Origin of the sequence: Mesorhizobium sp. ES1-1 (genome assembly GCF_020164785.1) — a bacterium.
In the GTDB taxonomy this organism is placed as follows: Bacteria; Pseudomonadota; Alphaproteobacteria; order Rhizobiales; family Rhizobiaceae; genus Mesorhizobium.
On sequence record NZ_JAIUGX010000002.1, the window covers coordinates 506,539 to 525,263 of the forward strand.

General features: G+C 62.8%; 17 protein-coding genes and 1 pseudogene. 4 read left to right on the plus strand and 14 right to left on the minus strand.

Features of this window, described 5'->3' with window-relative positions; genetic code table 11:
• Nucleotides 1–7 precede the first annotated feature (7 nt).
• Nucleotides 8–1,396, plus strand: coding sequence for a Si-specific NAD(P)(+) transhydrogenase (gene sthA, locus LB513_RS05175; RefSeq protein ID WP_224662389.1), 1,389 nt, complete (start codon nucleotides 8–10; stop codon nucleotides 1,394–1,396).
• Between the two features lie 106 nt (nucleotides 1,397–1,502).
• On the opposite strand, the gene LB513_RS05180 is transcribed toward sthA, so the two are convergent.
• From LB513_RS05180 to LB513_RS05190, 3 genes are all read right to left on the minus strand, one after another.
• Entirely contained in the window at nucleotides 1,503–2,579 is a 1,077-nt protein-coding gene (locus LB513_RS05180) for a LacI family DNA-binding transcriptional regulator (RefSeq protein ID WP_224662390.1), read from the minus strand.
• 361 nt (nucleotides 2,580–2,940) lie between these two features.
• Nucleotides 2,941–3,306 (minus strand): DUF423 domain-containing protein, encoded by a 366-nt coding sequence (locus tag LB513_RS05185; RefSeq protein WP_224662391.1) that lies wholly within the window; start codon nucleotides 3,304–3,306, stop codon nucleotides 2,941–2,943.
• On the minus strand, nucleotides 3,303–4,598 hold the full coding sequence (locus LB513_RS05190; protein WP_224662392.1) for a multidrug efflux MFS transporter: 1,296 nt from the start codon (nucleotides 4,596–4,598) through the stop codon (nucleotides 3,303–3,305). The genes LB513_RS05185 and LB513_RS05190 overlap by 4 nt, the downstream gene beginning before the upstream one ends.
• 175 nt (nucleotides 4,599–4,773) lie before the next feature.
• Between LB513_RS05190 and LB513_RS05195 the strand changes: the two genes are divergently transcribed.
• Nucleotides 4,774–5,439 carry a GntR family transcriptional regulator gene (locus tag LB513_RS05195; RefSeq protein WP_224662393.1) on the plus strand — a complete coding sequence of 222 codons (666 nt, stop codon included), beginning with the start codon at nucleotides 4,774–4,776 and terminating at the stop codon, nucleotides 5,437–5,439.
• A 103-nt stretch (nucleotides 5,440–5,542) separates the two neighbouring features.
• Entirely contained in the window at nucleotides 5,543–5,803 is a 261-nt protein-coding gene (locus LB513_RS05200; protein WP_224662394.1) for a DUF982 domain-containing protein, read from the plus strand.
• Nucleotides 5,804–5,867: 64 nt separating this feature from the next.
• On the opposite strand, the gene LB513_RS05205 is transcribed toward LB513_RS05200, so the two are convergent.
• Nucleotides 5,868–6,014, minus strand: coding sequence for a hypothetical protein (locus tag LB513_RS05205; RefSeq protein WP_224662395.1), 147 nt, complete (start codon nucleotides 6,012–6,014; stop codon nucleotides 5,868–5,870).
• 208 nt (nucleotides 6,015–6,222) lie between these two features.
• Between LB513_RS05205 and LB513_RS05210 the strand changes: the two genes are divergently transcribed.
• Complete coding sequence (locus LB513_RS05210) at nucleotides 6,223–7,194, plus strand: glycosyl transferase family 90 (protein WP_224662396.1); 972 nt, start codon at nucleotides 6,223–6,225, stop codon at nucleotides 7,192–7,194.
• A gap of 133 nt (nucleotides 7,195–7,327) precedes the next feature.
• On the opposite strand, the gene LB513_RS05215 is transcribed toward LB513_RS05210, so the two are convergent.
• The 10 genes and pseudogenes from LB513_RS05215 to LB513_RS05260 all read right to left on the minus strand — a co-directional run.
• Nucleotides 7,328–8,371: an aldo/keto reductase gene (locus LB513_RS05215; RefSeq protein ID WP_224662397.1), complete on the minus strand. Its 1,044-nt coding sequence runs from the start codon at nucleotides 8,369–8,371 to the stop codon at nucleotides 7,328–7,330.
• Nucleotides 8,372–8,549: 178 nt separating this feature from the next.
• On the minus strand, nucleotides 8,550–9,194 hold the full coding sequence (locus tag LB513_RS05220) for a dihydrofolate reductase family protein (protein ID WP_224662398.1): 645 nt from the start codon (nucleotides 9,192–9,194) through the stop codon (nucleotides 8,550–8,552).
• A 127-nt stretch (nucleotides 9,195–9,321) separates the two neighbouring features.
• On the minus strand, nucleotides 9,322–9,864 hold the full coding sequence (locus tag LB513_RS05225) for a glyoxalase superfamily protein (RefSeq protein WP_224662399.1): 543 nt from the start codon (nucleotides 9,862–9,864) through the stop codon (nucleotides 9,322–9,324).
• 239 nt (nucleotides 9,865–10,103) lie between these two features.
• Complete coding sequence (gene hemB / locus LB513_RS05230; RefSeq protein ID WP_224662400.1) at nucleotides 10,104–11,135, minus strand: porphobilinogen synthase; 1,032 nt, start codon at nucleotides 11,133–11,135, stop codon at nucleotides 10,104–10,106.
• A 202-nt stretch (nucleotides 11,136–11,337) separates the two neighbouring features.
• Nucleotides 11,338–12,135: a toll/interleukin-1 receptor domain-containing protein gene (locus tag LB513_RS05235; RefSeq protein WP_224662401.1), complete on the minus strand. Its 798-nt coding sequence runs from the start codon at nucleotides 12,133–12,135 to the stop codon at nucleotides 11,338–11,340.
• A 47-nt stretch (nucleotides 12,136–12,182) separates the two neighbouring features.
• The gene (locus tag LB513_RS05240) at nucleotides 12,183–12,992 is read right to left on the minus strand and encodes a DNA adenine methylase (protein ID WP_224662402.1); all 810 of its coding nucleotides are present in this window, start codon (nucleotides 12,990–12,992) and stop codon (nucleotides 12,183–12,185) included.
• Between the two features lie 145 nt (nucleotides 12,993–13,137).
• A complete protein-coding gene (locus LB513_RS05245; RefSeq protein WP_224662403.1) occupies nucleotides 13,138–13,815 on the minus strand; it encodes a hypothetical protein in 678 nt (225 codons plus the stop codon).
• The gene (locus LB513_RS05250) at nucleotides 13,812–17,882 is read right to left on the minus strand and encodes a LamG domain-containing protein (protein WP_224662404.1); all 4,071 of its coding nucleotides are present in this window, start codon (nucleotides 17,880–17,882) and stop codon (nucleotides 13,812–13,814) included. Before LB513_RS05250 ends, LB513_RS05245 begins: the two co-directional genes overlap by 4 nt.
• Nucleotides 17,879–18,085, minus strand: coding sequence for a hypothetical protein (locus LB513_RS05255; protein WP_224662405.1), 207 nt, complete (start codon nucleotides 18,083–18,085; stop codon nucleotides 17,879–17,881). The genes LB513_RS05250 and LB513_RS05255 overlap by 4 nt, the downstream gene beginning before the upstream one ends.
• A pseudogene (locus LB513_RS05260) lies at nucleotides 18,078–18,725 on the minus strand (hypothetical protein); the annotation flags it as partial. The gene LB513_RS05255 and the pseudogene LB513_RS05260, both read right to left, overlap by 8 nt.

Below are 18,725 nucleotides of genomic sequence, written 5' to 3' on the forward strand. Positions count from 1 at the left end.
GGGCACTATGGACTATGACATGCTGGTCATCGGCAGTGGCCCCTCCGGCCGCCGTGCGGCGGTGCAGTCGGCAAAACTGGGCAAATCCGTGCTAGTGGTCGACCGCGGCCGGCGCCTCGGCGGCGTCTCCGTGCACACAGGCACCATTCCTTCCAAGACCCTTCGCGAAACGGTGCTCAACCTCTCGGGCTGGCGAGAGCGCGGCTTCTACGGACGCGGCTACCGCGTCAAGCAGGACATTTCGGTCGGCGATCTGGTCCAGCGCCTGCACAAGACGCTCGATCATGAGGTCGAGGTGCTGCAGCACCAGTTCATGCGCAACAACGTCAGGAGCGCGCGCGCGGCGGTCAGGTTTCTCGGCCCCAACAGGGTCAGCTTGACGGCGGATAATGGCGACTACAGCGAGGTGGGTTTCGCGCATGCGCTGGTGGCGGTCGGCACCAGGCCGCATCGGCCAGCCGACGTGCCCTTCGACAAGAAAAGGGTCTTCGACAGTGACGAGATGCTGGAACTTGACCGCCTGCCGCGCACTCTGACTGTGATTGGCGCCGGGGTCATCGGCGTCGAATATGCGACGATCTTTTCCGCCCTCGACGTTCCCGTGACACTGGTCGAACCGCGCAACTCCATCCTGGATTTCGTCGACCGCGAGATCGTCGACGATTTCATACACCAGATGCGCGATCGCGGCATGACGATCCGGCTGGGCAGCGCGGTGAAGGAAATCCGCTCCAAGCCGGAAGCGGCCGAGGTGGAACTGGCCGATGGCCGCACCATCCGCTCGGAAGTGGTGCTCTATGCGGCAGGCCGGACCGGCAATGTGGGCAGCCTCGGTCTCGATATGGTCGGGATCGAAGCCGACTCCCGCGGCCGCATCAAGGTCGATTCGCAGACCTTCCAGACCAGCGTGCCCAACATCTACGCCGCCGGCGATGTCATCGGCTTCCCAAGCCTCGCGTCCACGTCGATGGAGCAGGGCAGGGTGGCAGCGTGCCACGCCTTCGGCGTCCCCTTGCCTCCGCCGCCGGAGACCTTTCCCTATGGTATCTATGCGGTGCCGGAAATCTCGACCGTCGGCCAGTCGGAGGAACAAGTGCGCCAGAGCGGCAGCGCCTATGAAGTCGGCGTGGCGCGCTTTCGCGAGACCTCGCGCGGCCACATCATGGGCGTCGACAGCGGCTTCCTGAAACTGCTGTTCTCGATCGAAACGCGTCGCCTGCTCGGCGCGCACATCGTCGGCGAGGGAGCCACCGAGCTGATCCATATCGGCCAAGCCGTCATCAATCTCGGCGGCACCGTCGATTTCTTCGTCAACAACACCTTCAACTATCCGACCCTGGCGGAGGCTTACAAGATCGCCGGGCTGGACGCCTGGAACCGAATGGGGCGAGGGTAAGCTCTCGCCGGCTGGTCCGCGCGGGCCTGGCCTATGCCGTGACGGCCGTGGCTTGAGTACGCAGTCCCTGTACAAATCCCATGACTCGCCTACCCCCGATTCCGGCTCAGGCGGGCGAGGGGCCGGACGACGACCGTACGACCAGGTCGACCGGCAGCAATTGGCGGCTGAGGGAGCCGTAATTTTCGAGGATCGCCTTGACGGCGCGGCGACCCATCTCGGCGATCGGCTGGGCCACCGTGGTCAGTGGCGGCTTGGAGTCCGCTCCTTCCGGAACGCCGTCGAAGCCGACGATTGAAACGTCGCGTGGCACGGCGATATCGTGTTGCCGCAGCCAGTCCAAAGCGTGCAGCGCGATCTTGTCCGACATTGCCAGGATGGCGGTCGGCTTGCTGGAACCCGAGAAAATATGGTCGAGTCCGGCCCAGACACTTTTCTCGTCGTTTACGGTTTCGTAGATGGGCACGAGCGAGACGTCGATGCCGAAGCGGGCAAGTTCCCCGAAATAACCGCGAAGGCGGTCGCGCGTGGCTGAAAATGATGCCTTCTCGACCTGCGCCTGGGTGACCGGGCCGAAGCGTCCATCGACACAGGGCAGGGTCAGTACGGCAAAGTGGCGATGGCCAAGCTCGGCCAGATGACGCGCCGCGAGGCCGGCGCCTTCGATGTTGTCGACACCGATGGCGGCAACCGCCTGATCATCAGAATCGAGATCGAGCGCGACGAAGGGCAGTTTGCGTTCGCGTGCCAGTTGCACAAGACGCGAGTCGCCCTCCATGCAGAAGACAATGAATCCGTCGACCAGCGCGCTCTGAATATTCCAGGCGAGCTGTTCGCTGTTGGCGGCCGACACCAGCGAAATGCCGGCACCCGTCGCGTCGCATGCCTGCGAGATGCTGGCCATCATCACCCGCGCGAAAAGGTCGTCGAAGAAATAGGATAGCGGCTCGCCGGTCGCGACGCCGATGGCGTTGACCTTACCGGCGCGCAACAGCCGGCCCTTCGGGTCCGGACCGGCATAGCCCATCGCCTCCGCCGCCGCCTTGACCCGCTCGCGAACTTCTTCGCGCACAATATCCGGACGTGCGAACACGTTGGAGGCTGTGCCGTGCGAGACGCCGGCCGCCTTGGCGATGTCCGCCAGCCGAACCGGCCTTGTCTTTGCAGAGGTCAATGGCGTCATCCTTGTCTCCCAGCCCGCATCATCTAGCACTTTCGTGGATCGGTTCAAATTTTGGCTTGATACGACCCCGACGGAGGAGTAGGATTGAATCGATCCAATTGTTTGGACCGCATCGCTTCCACAGATCCGGATACGCCGACCATCCGCCAATTTCGGACAGGGCGGTGCGGCTTCTGGCCATCGCTTGGATCGATTCAAGATACGAAGGAGCGCGCGTCATGCATCCGGTGAGCTATCTGTTCGAAGACATCTACCGCAACTATTGGGGCATCTCCCCAGCGACCCGGCCTCGGGAGGGCCGCTTGGCTAGGATATGGCGGCGCAATCGCGGCTTGTCGCCCCAGCCCGAGCGTCGATTTGATCAGGACTGTCGACGCATTAGAGCCGACGCCGCCACCGCCAGCCAGCCCGCGATCAGCAGTGTGCCACCGATTGGCGCCGACATCGGAAACAGTTTCGACCCGAGAAAATCGCGGGCAACGAGGTCGCCCGCGAAAAGCAGGAGACCGGCGAGCAGCACAAGGCTCCCGACCCGCAGGTAGCGATTCGCGCCGATCAAGCCAACGGCGAGGAAGACCGGTGCATGCATCAAAAGGAACGATGCGGCCGTGCCGGTAAACGCGCCGCCGCGATGCGCGGCGGCAGCCGAAAGCGCCACGCCCGCCGCGCCGACGAGACCGCCGGCGAACACCAGGATGGGGCTGCCATTTGTTTGGATCGGGTTCATGTCGGGGCGCTTCCTTGTCCGGACTGGTAACGAGCCTCTCCGGACCCTCCTGCTTCCAGCGCCATATGACGCGTACGCCGCGATTGGACAATCCAGTTGTAGAACGCGCCGCCCGCCATCAGCACTGATGTGCCGAGGAACACCGCCCGCATGCCGAAATGGCCCCCGACAAAGCCACCGGTCAAGGGCCCGGCGACCTGCCCGACATATTGCGCCGAGATTGCCAGGCCAAGCACATTGCCGCCGATGCCATCGGGAATGTTGTGGCGGATAACGCTGGTGATGCAGGGCAGCAGGCCACCCAGCGCCAGCCCCATCAGAAAGCGCAGGCCGATCAGCTGCCAGCTGTTGGTGACGAAGGCCTGCGGTATGAGCAGCAGTGCCGAGACGGCGAGGGCTCCGACGACGACGTTCCAGTGGCCGACGCGATCCGCCAGCTTGCCGAGCCACGATGCCGACAGGATGGTGCCGAGGGCCGCCGCCGACATCACAACGCCGGCAACCAGTGTCACCCGGCTTTGATCCTCGATGAGCTGCTGGACATAGACGGTGATGATGGGCTCGATCGACATGTTGGCGAAGGCAAGCAGCATACCGGTCGTCAGCATGGCCACCACCGGACGCTTGTCGGGGATCTGCGACCAGCCGCTCTTCGACTTTGCCGCCGATGGGGATTCGGCGGTCTGCGGGCGCGGGTCCTCCTTGATCAGGAAGGTCGTGGCCAGGAAAGCGAGGAAGATGACGGCGCCTGACAAGAGGAAGGTCGCTCGAATGCCAATGAGCGGCGGCAGCGCGCCGCCGAGCAGGGGGCCGACCAGCGAGCCCGCCGTGATGCCGGCCGACAATACGCCCAATGCCCAGCCCGAACGCTCCTTCGGTGTCTGCATGGCAACGAGGATCGTCGAACCCGAGGAGTAACCTCCGGCAAAGCCAATCAGCAGTCGCAGCAGGACCAGTTGCCAGACAGTCTGCACCATGCCGGTCAGCGACATGCATATCGCCATGCCGAAGCTGGCGCGAACCAGCATTACCTTGCGGCCGTAGCGATCGCCTAAGCGTCCCCACAGCGGCGCTACCAGCGCCGCGGCGAAAAACGTCGCTCCATAGGCGATGCCCGACCATTGCACGATCGCGGCATGCCCCTGCGCGCCGAGCTGCTCGATGTAAAGCGGCAGGAAAGGCAGCAGCAGCGTCATGGCGACGAGGGTGGAGAAGGATCCCGCGAAGCACACGAACAGGTTGCGCCGCCAGTGCACATTGTAGGTGCTGTCGGTCGTCGTGGTCTGCTGCATGTCGCCGGTCCTACGCGTAATATTGGCCTGTTGTGATGGATACCATTTTGGGATACCAGACCGGTGTTCGTGATGGACGCATGGCTGACCGCTGTCAATGCGGTCGTCTCAAACGTGATCGAAAAAACGTGGACCGGTTGGCCGTTCGTGGCCGGCAGCACAGGAATGGACCCGCATGTCGCAGATGCAGAGCGTGGAAAAACAGCTTCGGCACATGATCCTTGGCCTCGAGATCGGCCCAGGCGAGAAACTCACGGAGCGCTGGATCGAAAACCGCTTCGGAGCGTCGCGAACGCCTGTCAGGGCGGCCCTGCTGCGGCTTGAAACGGAAGGCCTGGTCAGCAGGGACGGCCGCGGATGGAGCGTGTCGCCTATTAATCTTGCCGAACTGGAACAGATCGCCGTCTACAGGGAAGCGGTGGAAGTCGCGGCATTGCGGCTCACATGTGCCCTGGCGGACAGAAGCGCCGTCGATGTCATAGAGGCCATGCTCGAATCCTGCGACAACGACACGCCACGCGAGGAGTGGCATCGCGTCGGCATGGATTTTCACATCGAGTTGGCGCGCCTTTCGGCCAATGAATTCCTGTTCCGGGCGGTCCGCGATTCCATGACCCGCCTGTCGCGGGCGCGCTGGCTGGAGGTTCGTGATGAAGCCGCCCTTGCTCGCGCATGGGCCGAACATCGCGCCATTCTGGCGGCCGTGCGCCTCGGCGACGCCGAGGAGGCGGCGCGCCTGCTGACGAGCCACATCGTCGGCAGCCGCGATCGGCTGGTGACGTCACTGGCCAATGATAGGCGCGGTCTGCGTGCCAGGGGATTCGCCGTCGTCGCTGCTTAGTTGTCATGATTGACGGCCAGCGCCCACGCGGGCAGAGGGTCCATCCCGCCTGGCGCGCACTTTCGGCCTCGCTTCACGACCGCCGATGGCGTAAGGAGCGGCAATGGAAAACAACCGATTTGAAACACCCGTGACCGTCAAGTCCGTCACGCCGGGAAGCACTCAGCTGTTGCGAACGGCCCGCGAGGCTTCCGACTACCTGCTCAACAGCTGGCCGGGAAAGCGCAGCCCCAAGCATCGTGCGGCCCTGCAGGCCTGCCACGATGCGCTCGCGGGCGACAAGCCGGCAATGAACGCCAGACGGGCTTTCATCGCGGCGGCGCGTGAAGTGGATGTCTTCGTCAGCGACAAAGCGCCGGCCTGACATAATCGCATCTGAGCGGCGACCAGGGGTTGAGGCAGGGCCCGCCTTCGCGGGCCTTCTGCCGTCATTCCGCGGTTTCGGAGTCCGTGTCGTCCTCGGGCTTCGAGCGTTCGCGCGCGGCAGTCTTGGCTGCCATCTTCTCTGCTTTCTTGGCCGCCTTCTGGCGGTCACGTTCCTTGCGTTCCTGGTCGTAATTCGGTGGTCGTGCCATATCGGCTCCTTTTACTGCCTCGCGGCTCTGTTCCTGCCTAGGAGCATTGGCTTTCAAACACAACAGCAGAAGCGGTGGTGCGCCCCCTCGCGCCGGTGATTTGTCGGGCTTCACAACATCCGGACTTGCAAGACACGCCGCACAATGATGTAGGAGTGCCAAGGTGCCGATGTATTGAGAGCCCTAGCTTATTTTCATCAAGTGAAAAATGGCCAAGATTGCGCGAACGACGGCAAAGGTCTTCTACTATGCGCGCAACTTCGCGCGCGACATCGCCCCTCAGGCATTGTTTCGTCGCAAACTGAGGGCTCGTCTCGACCAAGCCAGGCTACCCGATGCGGCGGTGCGTCGGCGGCTCCATTATTGCAACAAACTGCAGGATGCCTTTGCGCCCAGCGCGGATGCAGTGCCGGTCGGCAAGCTGCCTTTCACGCCGACCATGTATTATTACGACTTGAAGGAATTCGCACGGTATTTCGATCCAGCATTGCTTATCGACTTGCAATTCGGTGATGTGCGCAGCGTCCCGGACGTCCCGTCGATCGTCAAGAATCGGCCGATTTGCGCTGATGACGGCAATGCGGTGCTGATGAAGCTCGACAAGTTCCGTCACTTCCATATGCCCGGCGACGCGACTCCCTTCGCCGACAAGCTCCCGGCCGTGATCTGGCGCGGCGATCTCAACAACCCCATCCGCAAAAGGTTTCTGAATGCCGTGCGCGGCCTGACTTTCTGCGATGCCGGCTCGCACAAGCCGAACGCGCCGGCCGAGTACAGCAAGCCCTTCCTCAGCATAAGCCAGCATCAGCGCTATCGCTACATTGTCTCGCTCGAAGGCAATGACGTGGCGACCAACCTGAAGTGGATCATGAGCTCGAAGTCGCTTTGCCTGATGCCGCCACCGTCGTACGAGACATGGTTTGCGGAAAGTCAGCTTGAGGCTGATGTCCATTATGTGCCGCTCGAAGCCGACTTCTCCAATCTTGCCGAACGCGTCGCGTATTTCGAACGCAATCCCGGGCAGGCTGAGCGCATCATCGCCGCTGCGAATGCCTATTGCAGGACATTCGCCAACGAGCAGGCCGAGCAGGCGATCTCGCTGCTGGTGCTCTACAAATACTTTGTCCTCAGCGGCCAGATCAAACCCGACCCGGAAGTCTGGCGTTACATCACGGACTGAAGCATTTCAGGAAAACTGAACGGGCCGGGGAAACGGTTGCGCTTTCCCGGGGAAAGGCGGTTGCGCTTTCCCCTTGGAGAATTGCCTTGAAGAATGAGTTGCCGGAAAGCGCCGCGCTCCCGTCGACCGGCTGTCATACCTCGCTTCGGTCGATCACGAGATCCGCGGGACCGAACCGGTCTTTTGCGGTCAACTGCTGGTGCCAATAGGGGTAAAGCAGCGGTGGCCGGCTGACCGCGTCCAGACGGCTGCGTTCGTCGTCGGCGAGGACCAGGCGCGCGGCCGCAAGGTTGTCCTTGAGTTGAGTTTCGTTGCGGGCGCCGATCACCAGCGAGGAAATCGCCGGCCTGCCAAGCAGCCAGGCCAATGCCACCTGGGCCGCCGACACGCCTCGCTGGGTGGCGATATCGACGAGGACATCGACGATCCGCCAAAGCCGGTCCTCGTCGCGGATCGGCGGTTCCGACCAGCCCGCGAGCTGGCGGGCGGTCGGGCTGTCGCGGCGGTATTTGCCCGACAGCAAACCACCGGCGAGCGGGCTCCAGACCAGCACGCCCAGCCCTTGGTCAACCGAAATCGGCAGCAGTTCATATTCCGCCTCGCGCGCTTCCAGCGTGTAGTGGATCTGCTGGGTGACGAAGCGCGGCTGGTGCCGGCTGTCGCTGATGCCGAGCGCCTTCATCACCTGCCAGCCGGAATAGTTGGAACATCCGACATAGCGAACCTTGCCACGGGCAACCAGCGTATCGAGTGCGGCGATCGTCTCATCCAAGGGCGTCACGCCATCCCACTCGTGCAGGAAGTAGACATCGATGACGTCGGTCTTAAGCCGCTTAAGACTCTTTTCGCATTCGCGGATCAAATGATGGCGCGACAGGCCTTCGTCGTTTGGACCCTTACCGACCCGCATCCGCGCCTTGGAAGCGATCAGCACATCGCCCTTGCGCTTGCCGCCGAGTGCCTCGCCGATAATCTCTTCCGATAGCCCGTTCGAATAGACATTGGCGGTGTCGATGAGATTGACGCCGGCATCGATACAGATGTCGATCATCCTACGTGCTTCATCGACATCGGTTTTCCCGACCGCGGCGAACGGACCGGTGCCACCGAAGGTCATGGTGCCCAGCGTCAATGTCGATACCTTCAAGCCGGAACGGCCGAGAGTGCGGTATTCCATATCAGTCCTCGCCAATGCGTTGAGTTGGGGCTGCGCGCCGGCGGCCCGAATGCGACCCCGGATTTGTAGGACAAATTGTTCGGCTTGTCGCCATTCGGCAGCGCGGACGATGCTATCGCGGCTGCCGCAACTGCCTTACGGTCGGCGTCTGGTCACTCCAGGGACGAGACAACCCCACTTAGTCCCGCTTGATCACCACATGCGTGGCCAGCGCCGTCGCGCTCTGCTCGTGGCACCGATAGCCCAGCCCGGGCAGATCCAGGCCCGCAAAAAGGTTCTCGCCGTTGCCCAGCAACACCGGCGAAATCGCCAGATGCAGCTCGTCGATCAATTTCTCCTTGAGATATTGCCTGATGGTGGCGACACCGCCGCCGACCCGGACGTCTTTGCCATAGGCCGCCGCCCTTGCCTGTTCGAGTGCGGAATGGATGCCGTCGGTGACGAAGTGGAAAGTCGTGCCGCCCTCCATAGTCAACGAATCCCGCTTGTGATGGGTCAGCACGAAGACCGGAACGTGGTAAGGCGGGTTGTCGCCCCACCAACCCTTCCAGCTGTCGTCGGGCCAGTCGCCGCGGACCGGCCCGAACATGTTACGGCCGAGTATCCAGGCGCCGACATTTTCGAAGCTGCGGGCGGCAAAGTCTTCATCGATGCCGACCTCGCCGCCTTCCTCGCCGAACATCCGGCGGAAGGTCCGGGTGGCGAATGCCCATTTGTGCAACGCCGGGCCACCGACGCCCAGCGGATTTTGCAGGTCCTGGTTCGGCCCCGCGCCATAACCGTCCAGCGAAAGGCTAAAAGCATTGACGCGAAGTCTGGACATTGATGCTTCCCTATTGTGATTGCAGTGGGCAATCGGTAACAAAACCGATTGCGACTCGCAAGCAGTTTCCTCTGCTGGAAATCCGTCAGCTCTTCACAAGGCTATCTGTGATTGAGCCTGCCTAGCTTCAGGCGCCAGAGAGTTCCATGAACCGGATATGATTGTTGAAGGGATCGGTGACCTCGACCGTCAGTCGGCTATCCTCGTGCTCGAGGCCCGGCTTCATGTAGCGATAGTTCTTGCCCGTGAGTTCCGCGTGGAAGTCGCGGATACCCTTCATGTACACGACCATGCTGCCGCCTGGCGTCGCGTCCCCGGCGTGTTCCGACAGGTGCAGAAAGAGGCCACCGCGAGAGACCTGCGTATAAAGCGGAAAATGCTCGCCGTAGCGATGTTCCCAGTCGATGGTGAAGCCGAGGAAGCCAAGGTAGAATTCGTGCGCCTTGGCAACGTCGAAAATGCGCACGATCGGCGCGATTCGTTCGAAAACGATCGACTCAGTGGCGGCCAGGGGCGCCTCGTTTTTTGCCGACAGGATGTTCCAACTAGCCAGCCCGAACTGGCGTGCGACGATCTCCAGCGCCTCGCTGTGGCTTATCGTCAGGTCGCGGGCGGCAAGCGCCTCCCGCATGGCTTTCGCCATGGTTTTTGCGTCTCTATAGGCGAGCATGTCCGTTCCTCTATCACGGCGAAGTCTTCGTCAGTGCCCGCATTGCCGACGCCTTCGCCCGACGGTGAAACGGGTCAGGAAGCATCCTCTGAAGGCGTTCGCCATACCTCTTGGCGAGGTGCGGACTGCCGGCCGCCTCCGGCCGTGCCGCATCATAGCGAAAAGCGCCGGTTTTTGTCAGCGGGAATTCCAAAGAACTGGCGGCCGGATGGGACGAGGGACCTGCCAGGAAGACGGAGCTATCCCTTCAGCAACTCCGCCACCTCTGGCGCAAAATAAGTCAATATGCCGTCGCAGCCGGCGCGCTTGAAAGCAAGCAGGGATTCCAGCATCGCTTTCTCCCCGTCGATCCAGCCATTGGCGGCGGCGGCCTTGATCATCGAATATTCGCCCGACACCTGGTAGGCGAAGGTCGGCATCTGGAACTCGTCCTTCAGCCGGCGGATGATGTCGAGATAGGGCAGGCCGGGCTTGACCATCAGCATGTCGGCGCCCTCGGCGATGTCCTGTTCGGCCTCGCGAACCGCCTCGTCCGAATTGGCGTGATCGATGTAATAGGTCTTCTTGTCGCCCTTGAGCAGGCCGGCCGTGCCGACTGCCTCGCGATAGGGGCCGTAGAAGGCCGAGGCGAACTTGGTCGCGTAGGACATGATCGCCACGTCCTGGAAGCCATTGGCGTCCAGCGCATCGCGGATGGCGCCGATGCGGCCATCCATCATGTCGGACGGCGCGATGATGTCGGCGCCGGACGCCGCCTGGATGACCGCCGCCGCCGCGACTTGTTCCACCGTCTCGTCATTGACGATGATGCCGTCGCGCAGGATGCCGTCATGGCCGTGGCTGGTGAACGGATCGAGCGCGGCATCGGTGATGATGCCGATCTCGGGCACCGCGTCCTTGATCGCGCGCGTGGCGCGGTTGATGACGTTCTGGGGGTCGAGGATGTGCGAGCCGGTCTGGTCGCGCAGCCCCATGTCGACGTTGGGGAAGGTGGCGATCGCCGGAATGCCGAGCTTTGCCGCGCGCTCGGCCTCCTCGACGGCGAGGTCGATCGACAGGCGGAAGACGCCGGGCATTGAGACGATGGGTTCACGTACCTGTCTGCCGTCGACGACGAAGATCGGCCAGATCAGGTCGTCCACCGTCAACCGGTTCTCCTGCACGAGGCGGCGCGACCAGTCGGCCTTTCGCATGCGGCGCAAACGCCGGCTGCCTGTGACTTCGTCGACGCTGCGCGCGCCGGCTGGCTTGGTCGGGGTGAATTTGTTCATCGCCAAAACTCCGGATCGGCGGCTTTTACCACGACCTCCCGCCGCTGACCAATGCGACACGATTGTGCCAGCGCCTGAGCGCTATCGTGGCTGGTTGTGTAGCGCGCAAAATCGTTTGGCATCTCCGCGCAACTTCATTTGGCATCAGTTGCCGCCGCCTTGCGGCTCAGCAGAGGCTGGTCATTGCGCAATCTCGCCTGCACTATTTGTGGGGGACGGTCAGCGTGCTCAGCAATCCCGTGAGGTCGTTAGGATCGCCTTTTGAGTCCTCAAGCTCGTCTGTCTTCTTGACACTCGGCATCAGTTTATTTCCCGACAAAACGTATCGCCCCGGCGGAATCGCATTCCCCAGCCCTAATGTCCCTGGGAAGGCTATGTTTCCCACGTAGGCCACCAGGAGCGAACTCGTGTTTTCAAGCTCCCGGAGGGTCGCCTGCTGCCTTTTGATCTCGCTTAGGATGAGTTCGAGAGCAGCATCCACATTGCTTTGAAGCTGATCGGTATGCTCCTCGAACTTGGGCGCTTCGGCCTCAATAGCTCTGAACTGGTCATCTAGCTCAGGCCACCACTTTTCGAAGGTGGCGTGCAAGCGCGCGTCTTCGATAACCATCTCGGAAGCTGAATTGATGTCCCTCACCAGCTTACGCACGCCTTCCTTCTCAAATTTGTTGTGCTGGAACTGCTGCAACGGGCTTTTAACCAGGGCGAGCTCGTTCATGTTGCAAAGCAGAGGAGCGACTCGGCCGGGCATCTTATTGGATAGAGCCCCGGCCTCGAAAAGGACCCACGGCGCTTCGTAATTGGCTTCGGTCAGTATCAAGATGCCATAGTCACGTTCGCTAAGGTTGCTCGCTATGGCATTAAGCCCGCGCTCGCCAGATTGAATGTCCTGGGACGACATCCACACGTCCGCCGATTGCAATACGCTTGGGAGCCACAGTTTCATGGCCTCCGCTATCGCGTGGCTCTGTTTGCCTGACCAACTTAGAAAAATCTTCATGATGCCCCCCTGTGTGTGTCGCCCACCTACAATAGCACCGGTATGTGCTACCGAGTCGACGACAGGATCAACTCCTTAGCGGGCCGACCTTTGCCGCCGGACACGCTGTAATTCAGTTCGGCCTCCTGCAGGTCGAATCCGTTGAACGCCTGCCTGATCGCCGGCACATCATTGATCGACAAGATGAAGCGGCCCTGCAGGTTGCGCAGCCGTCCCGCGATCGCCTCGAACCGGTCGCGGCCGAACAGCTCCTTCCCGTAGTCGCCCTCGCTGCCGAAATAGGGCGGGTCCAGATAGAATAGCGTGCCCGGTCGGTCGTAGCGATCAATGAAGGCCGACCAGTCGAGCTGCTCGATGACGACGCCGGCGAGGCGATCGTGGATCTCCGCCAACATTGGCTCCAGCGTCGTCAGGTTGAACCCGGCCGAGGCGCGCGGGTCGACGCCGAAGTTGCGGCCGGCGACCTTGCCGCCGAAGGCCAGGCGTTGGAGGTAGAGGAATCGGCCGGCGCGCTCCAGATCGGTCAGGGTTGCCGGATCGCTGGCCTTCAGCCGATCGAATTCCTTCCTGGAGGTGATCTGGAAGCGGAGCGTGTCCATGAGCTGCGGATAGTGCCGCTGCAGGATGCGAAACAGGTTAGCGACATCGCCGCTGCGGTCATTGATCACCTCGGAGCGCGGTCGGGAGCGGCGGCGGAAGAACACGCCGCCCATGCCAACAAACACCTCCGCATAGATTGTGTGTGGTGTGGAGGCGATAAGCGCGACGAGCCGCTCAGCCAAGCGGCGTTTGCCGCCGATATAGCCCGCCGGCGGCCGCACAGGTTCAACGGCTGTGAATGGGTCTTGAAGGGTCATTTAAGGGCTTTCGAGAATCAGACACCGTGCCCGTGCCCGAAAGGGCCAGGTGCGGCAGTTATCTCTTGATGCTGTCGGGCGGGTCGGGACGCCAATCTAGGCCCGCTTCTCGGGGATTAACCCGAGCACCTGTCACGTCTTAGAGCTAAGGTACCGGCCAATAACCGTCATCGGTAAAGTCGGTTGGGATGCCCGCCTCGAACGGCGAAACGCCGTCCTTCATCGCCCATGACACCTTCATCACGGCCTCGAACCAGTTCATCGCTGAGGTCACCAGTACGATCATCTGGTCGGCCGTGAGGACATGGTTGGCATTCGCGGCGTCGCGGATGGTCAGTACCGGTGCCGTGACCTGCGCAGCCCGATAGGCCTGCGCCCTGATCAGGAGCGCCAGATAGACCGACTGGTCCTGCTGGCGGCCGAGCAGCGGCACAGGGCCGACGCCTGGTACGGTGAAGGCCGACCCGGCAAGGATTCGCCGCTCCCGCTCGGCGTTCACGGCCTCGCCGCTTGGCCCGACCGACACATTGACCTCGTATCCCCACGTCGCGGCAACCAGGCCGAGCTGCTCCTGGGTCGCGTCCCCACGCCGTAGGGCGGCAAGCGCCAGGATCTCGCTGTCGGGTTCTTCTTGCGACTGCTCGGCCTCATAGGCTTCGACCGAGCCGACCGCCGCTTGGATATCCGCGTTCTTCGCCTCGATCGCCGCGCGGTCCTCGGCCGAGATCGTGCCGATATCGACGGGGTTGTCGCACTCCGGTCGGCCGCTGGTCAGGTCAAGAAACCAGCGCCGGAGCCAGATGCCATCGTAGATATCGCTCATGCTGCCACCTGCTGGACGGAGGGCGAGAACGTCGCCTCATAGCCCCATTCGAGGTTCTTCGGATTGACGCCGACCACGGTGATGTCGAGCGTGTTCGTCGTCGTGTTGGCGACGATCGTCAGGGTGATCGTCACGGTCGACCGGTTGATCACACGCTGCACCGACGACGCGACCACCACGTTGCCCTCGCCGGGGCGATAGGCAGAGACCTTGTCCTCAAAGTCAGCAAACTCCGGCGATGCGGGGTCGCCATACTCTTTGGCCATCGTTTTGATCACCCAATCGCCGGCCTCGCCCTTGTCCATTGGCAGGCGCCCGATCACCGTGGCCGTTGCGGTGCTGGTAACGCCCGACGAAGTCTTGGAGATGTACGTTCGGTCGTAGACCGGGATGTCGGCCGGCCGCCCGATCGCCGTATCCATCGCCTCGCGCAGGCTGATGACCGGCGCTTTGAAGTAGGCCTCGGCATCGGTGAAAATTGCCACGTTGTCGTTGGCCGCCGAGCCGCCCTTGTGGTTATTGGACGAGAGCCTGAGTGTGGTGACTTCGCGAAGGGAGATATTGTCGAAATCTAGGACGTCTCCGGCTATCGCCGAGATAGCTGCGCAAGCCACGACCACGTCGGTGTCGCCGCTGCTGGCTAGACTTTGTGCGCCGACCGCCGAGGCACTGCCGATGGCGTTGATAGTGTTGGCGAGCACTCCTGAGAGACCAGGACCATTGTAGGTAGTCAGTCGAGCTTGAGCCGCCGAATTTGCGCTGTTTATCGTGTAGTCGGCTTGAGCCAGATGCGATGCGGCAGCATTCAATCCGGTAATTGTCTGATAGGCGAAGGCGTTTCCGTTTGCCGTCACCGTCATACGGAGCTTGCCGCCGACGATTGAAAGGGTGCAGTTGGAAGGGGTCCAGCCCGTGACCGACGAGCCATCACCATTCGTGACCTTCTCCGGACCCAACGCGTTTTCGCTCGCCATGGTCTCGGTGGCGATGCGGATAAGGCCGTTGAAAACGTCCGTTCCGTTCACCGACTTATGGACCCGCAGGAGGCCGGTGCCGTCGTCGAGGCTGAGGCCCTGGACGCTGTCGGTGCCGGTCAGCAAGCACTTTGCGCCGGGCTGGAACATCGGCAGCTCGGCAGCATACATGGCGCGGATTTGGGCTGGCGTCGGGGCGGTAAACGACAGTCGCGGCAGCGCAATCGTCCCGTTCCACGAAAGATCGGTCGCCGCACGGTTTCCTAGACGCAAAAAGGCTGACGCATTGGTAATGTTGTAGGCCGCTATCCCAGTGGCAACAGCGTCCCGAATTCCGTCCACCCACAGTTCGATGCTGTCACCGCGTCTGACAAACTGAACGAGGTGCGGAACCCCGTCCGTCACTATTTTCGTTCCATTAAGATTGATCGTCGGAGCGCCACCGCTGCTGCTGAATACAGCGCGTAGTGTGCCGCTTCCGATGGTTCCAATGGAGAACCTTGCTCCTGACGTTGCGGCGTCAGTCCAGTCCATCATTGAACGGGACGTTGCTACCGTCGCGATCCATGTCGAAAACGAAAAATCAGCGGTCCCGACAGCCATGGCGAGCGGCACGTCAAGGTAATTGGCGTTCGAGAAGCCGCCATACGCCGCAAGCTCTGCACCAGCCGCAACAGCCGCGCGGGTAACGGTGCCGATGACCTTTGGGTGGTTAGGCGTTCCGCCAGACCGGTCGGAAGCCTGCACGTCAACGCGAACATTGTCGACGAAGATCGTCGTTCCAATCGTAGTCGCGTTGAATTGCACCCATGTCGTCGTCGTCTTCGCAACGAAGCTGAAGACGTTTGTTCCGACAACCAAGTTGGTGCTGTTGAGCAGATCGATCCCGTTAGCCGCAGACCCTATCCGAATGGCAGCTAGCCCTCCGCTGTCATCGACGGCGAGTGAGTAGCGCGTTCCGATCACTGTCGAGAATGAGCGGCGTGCGGCGGCAATGTCGCCTGACGCGGGACGATCAAGGGCCATGCGGCCGGCGTTGAGGGTCACAGCCCCGGCACCACTTGTTCCTGCAGTCGGCCAAGCCGCATTCAGCCCTCCCGTGTCGGCATAGGTCGAGAAATCATCGAACAGCGGGTTTGCCCCAACCAATGACGTGACATCTGCAGTGCTCTCGGCGAGCGCCAACAACGTCTGCCCGACCTGATAGCCGGTGTTGTAAGTGCTGGTGACGTAGGCGACGGAGGATCGGCCTGTCTGGTAACTCACGCCCGGAACCGATCCAGGCTCGTGCCGAAGAAGGTTGAGGCCGGTGGAATAGCCAAGAGCCGTGAGCCTGTTACCGCAAGCCATTGCCGTCGCGCCATTGGCCATCAACCTCGGATAACCGGAGCCCGCCCCGTAGAACCGCCCCGAGAAGGGAGCGACCATGTACTCGTTCAAGGGCGACCAGTAGAGGACCGAATTGCCTCGGTTCGACCAGAGAGTACCGTCCGCACCAAAGTTGACGTTGTTGAAGCTCGCTGTCGCGCCATTCGTTATGGCCCGGCCATCCCAATGCACCACACCAGTGTCGAGCGACGATGAGTAGGCAACGGCGGGGGTCGGCAGTTTGCGAACAGGATCGACTGGCGTTCCCGGATAGATCGACAGGGCAATACCGCTCAGAATGTTGCTTGCCAGAACGGCCTTGGTCGCGTCGACCACTGTGAAGACAGCGGTGCCCTGATTGTAGCTCGCGACGTTCTGGTTTGCCTTCGCCAGGCCTGCTGTCGAGAAACGCCAGACCGCATCGCCCAGCATGTCGATGACATAGACGCCGGTCGCCGAGGAATAGACGATCCAGCCATTCAGCATGGCAACGCCGGTTAGGCCGGCAACGACCCAGCTCTTCCATAGCGGCGAAGCGACGTCGTCGCCGTCCTGGACGGTCAGCAAGGCGGGCTGGCCGATGATGCGCGGACGTTTCGGGAAGAAATCGCGGAGACCTCGCGTCGCGGTGCCCTTTGCCTCCGGGAACCATGAGCCGCGAGCGCGCCAGCGCCAGATGCCCCCGTCGCTGTCCTTAGCCGTGTCGCTCGACAGAGCGGCGACGATATCGGTGGCGACGAGCGCCCTCACGCCGGCGCCCATGATGGCAGCGGTGACAGGCGCCAGGTTGGTGACGCCAGCCAGCGCCGCGACCATGGCTGCGAGAGTGGTATCCACACCTGCCTTGAGGCCTGCGATCAGGATTGCTTGCGCAATCGCCTCGGCCTTGGCGGCATTGGCAGCAGCTACATCGGCCCCCGTGGAGAGCACATCGCCGCCGGTCGCGGTGCGGTCTTGGCCGGTCTGAGCGCGATCAAGGCCGGTTTGGACGCGGTCATCGGCCGTGGCGATCTTGTCGAGGCCGGTTTGGGTGCGATCCTGGCCGGTCGCGACACGATCAAGGCCGGTTTGCTCTCGGTCCTCGCCGGTCGCGGTGCGATCCTGGCCGGTTGCCACCCGATCTTCAGCCGTCGCTTCGGCGGCGCCGGCGGCAACACCGGCCGCGTCGGTCGCCGCCTGGACTTGGTCGGCGCCCTGCTGAAGGAGCGTGCCCCAGAAATTCTTGCCGGTATCGGACCAGGCGCCGGCCGACTTCTGCCACATGGCGCCGGTCGGCCGGATGATGGCCGTGTCGCCGTCGTAGCCGAAACCGGCGACCAGGGCGGCCGGGGCTTCGACGATCTCCAGCGACTTGCCGCGTGGCCCCTGGGTGCCGACATGGGCCACGGTGAGCGTGTTGATGGCCTTGACGTGAACGCCGTCGACCTTGGCGTAGTAGATCGTCTCGACCTTGCCGACAGGCGAGCGGCCTTTGATCAGCATCGTTGAGGCCGCGCCATAGGGCAACGCGCCGGTGAAGCCGTTCGCGGCCGAAATTCCGAACACGCCGGCGGCGGCTTGCGAGGTGTCGATCGAGAGCTCGATCGAGCCGCTCGGCCAGGTGATATCGGCGTCTTCGATCGTCCAGCCGGCATAGGTTTTCGGCTGGCCGTTCGGTTGCGTCACGGTCAGGCTTTCCAGCCAGTCGTCACCAGGGACCAGGGAAACAAGCAAGGGATTGCTCATGCGCCGGACTCCTCTTCGATCTCGGCCGGCGCCTGCCAGTCGCCGTGGACATAGGTCCAGCCGGTGCCGACCTCGTCGGGGCAAAGCACGGCGATCGAGCCCGCCGGCGGCGCCCAGGTTTCGGTGTTGCCGTCCCACAGGATGACGTTGACGACGGTGCCTTCGGACACCAGCGCATAGCGGTCCGCTTCGATTTCAGCCATTGATGTAGACCCTCACTTCACCGCGAGCCCCGGACGCATTTGAGCCACCGCCGCCTGCCGGCGCCTGGCCGGCCGCGCCTGGCGCGCCGCCATTTCCGCCGTACAGCGAAATGGCCCCTGAGCCCGAGCCTCGGCCTGATCCGCCGCCGCCGCCAAAGACCGATTTCCCACCCACAGAGCCGGCGGTGAAACTGCCCGTTCCCGAAGAGCCGCCGCCGCCGCCGCCGAAATAACCTTGCCCGCCGACCGCCTGGGTCGGAGGCGAGACGCCAGAGCCGGTACCGACGCCGGTAGCGCCATTGCCGGCCGTAGGATCTCCTCCGGCGCCACCTTGAGTGGTAGCACTTCCGGTTGCAGCCGAGTTGCCGCCGACCGCCAAAGCCCCACCGCCGCCGCCGCCGCCGGCGGACTGACCCGCTCCACCAACGTTGGTCCCGGCCCCGCCTCCATACGCCTGGACCAAAGAACCGAAGCTGCTCGCGCCGCCAGCGACCCCAACCGTGCCACCCGCGCCGATCGTAATCGACACCGAGGCTGCGAGGTCGCCTGCCTTGCACTGCAGCTTGACGTAGCCGCCACCGCCACCGCCTGACACCGAGCCCGAGGTGCCGGAGCCGCCACCGCCCCCCCCCGCCCCGCC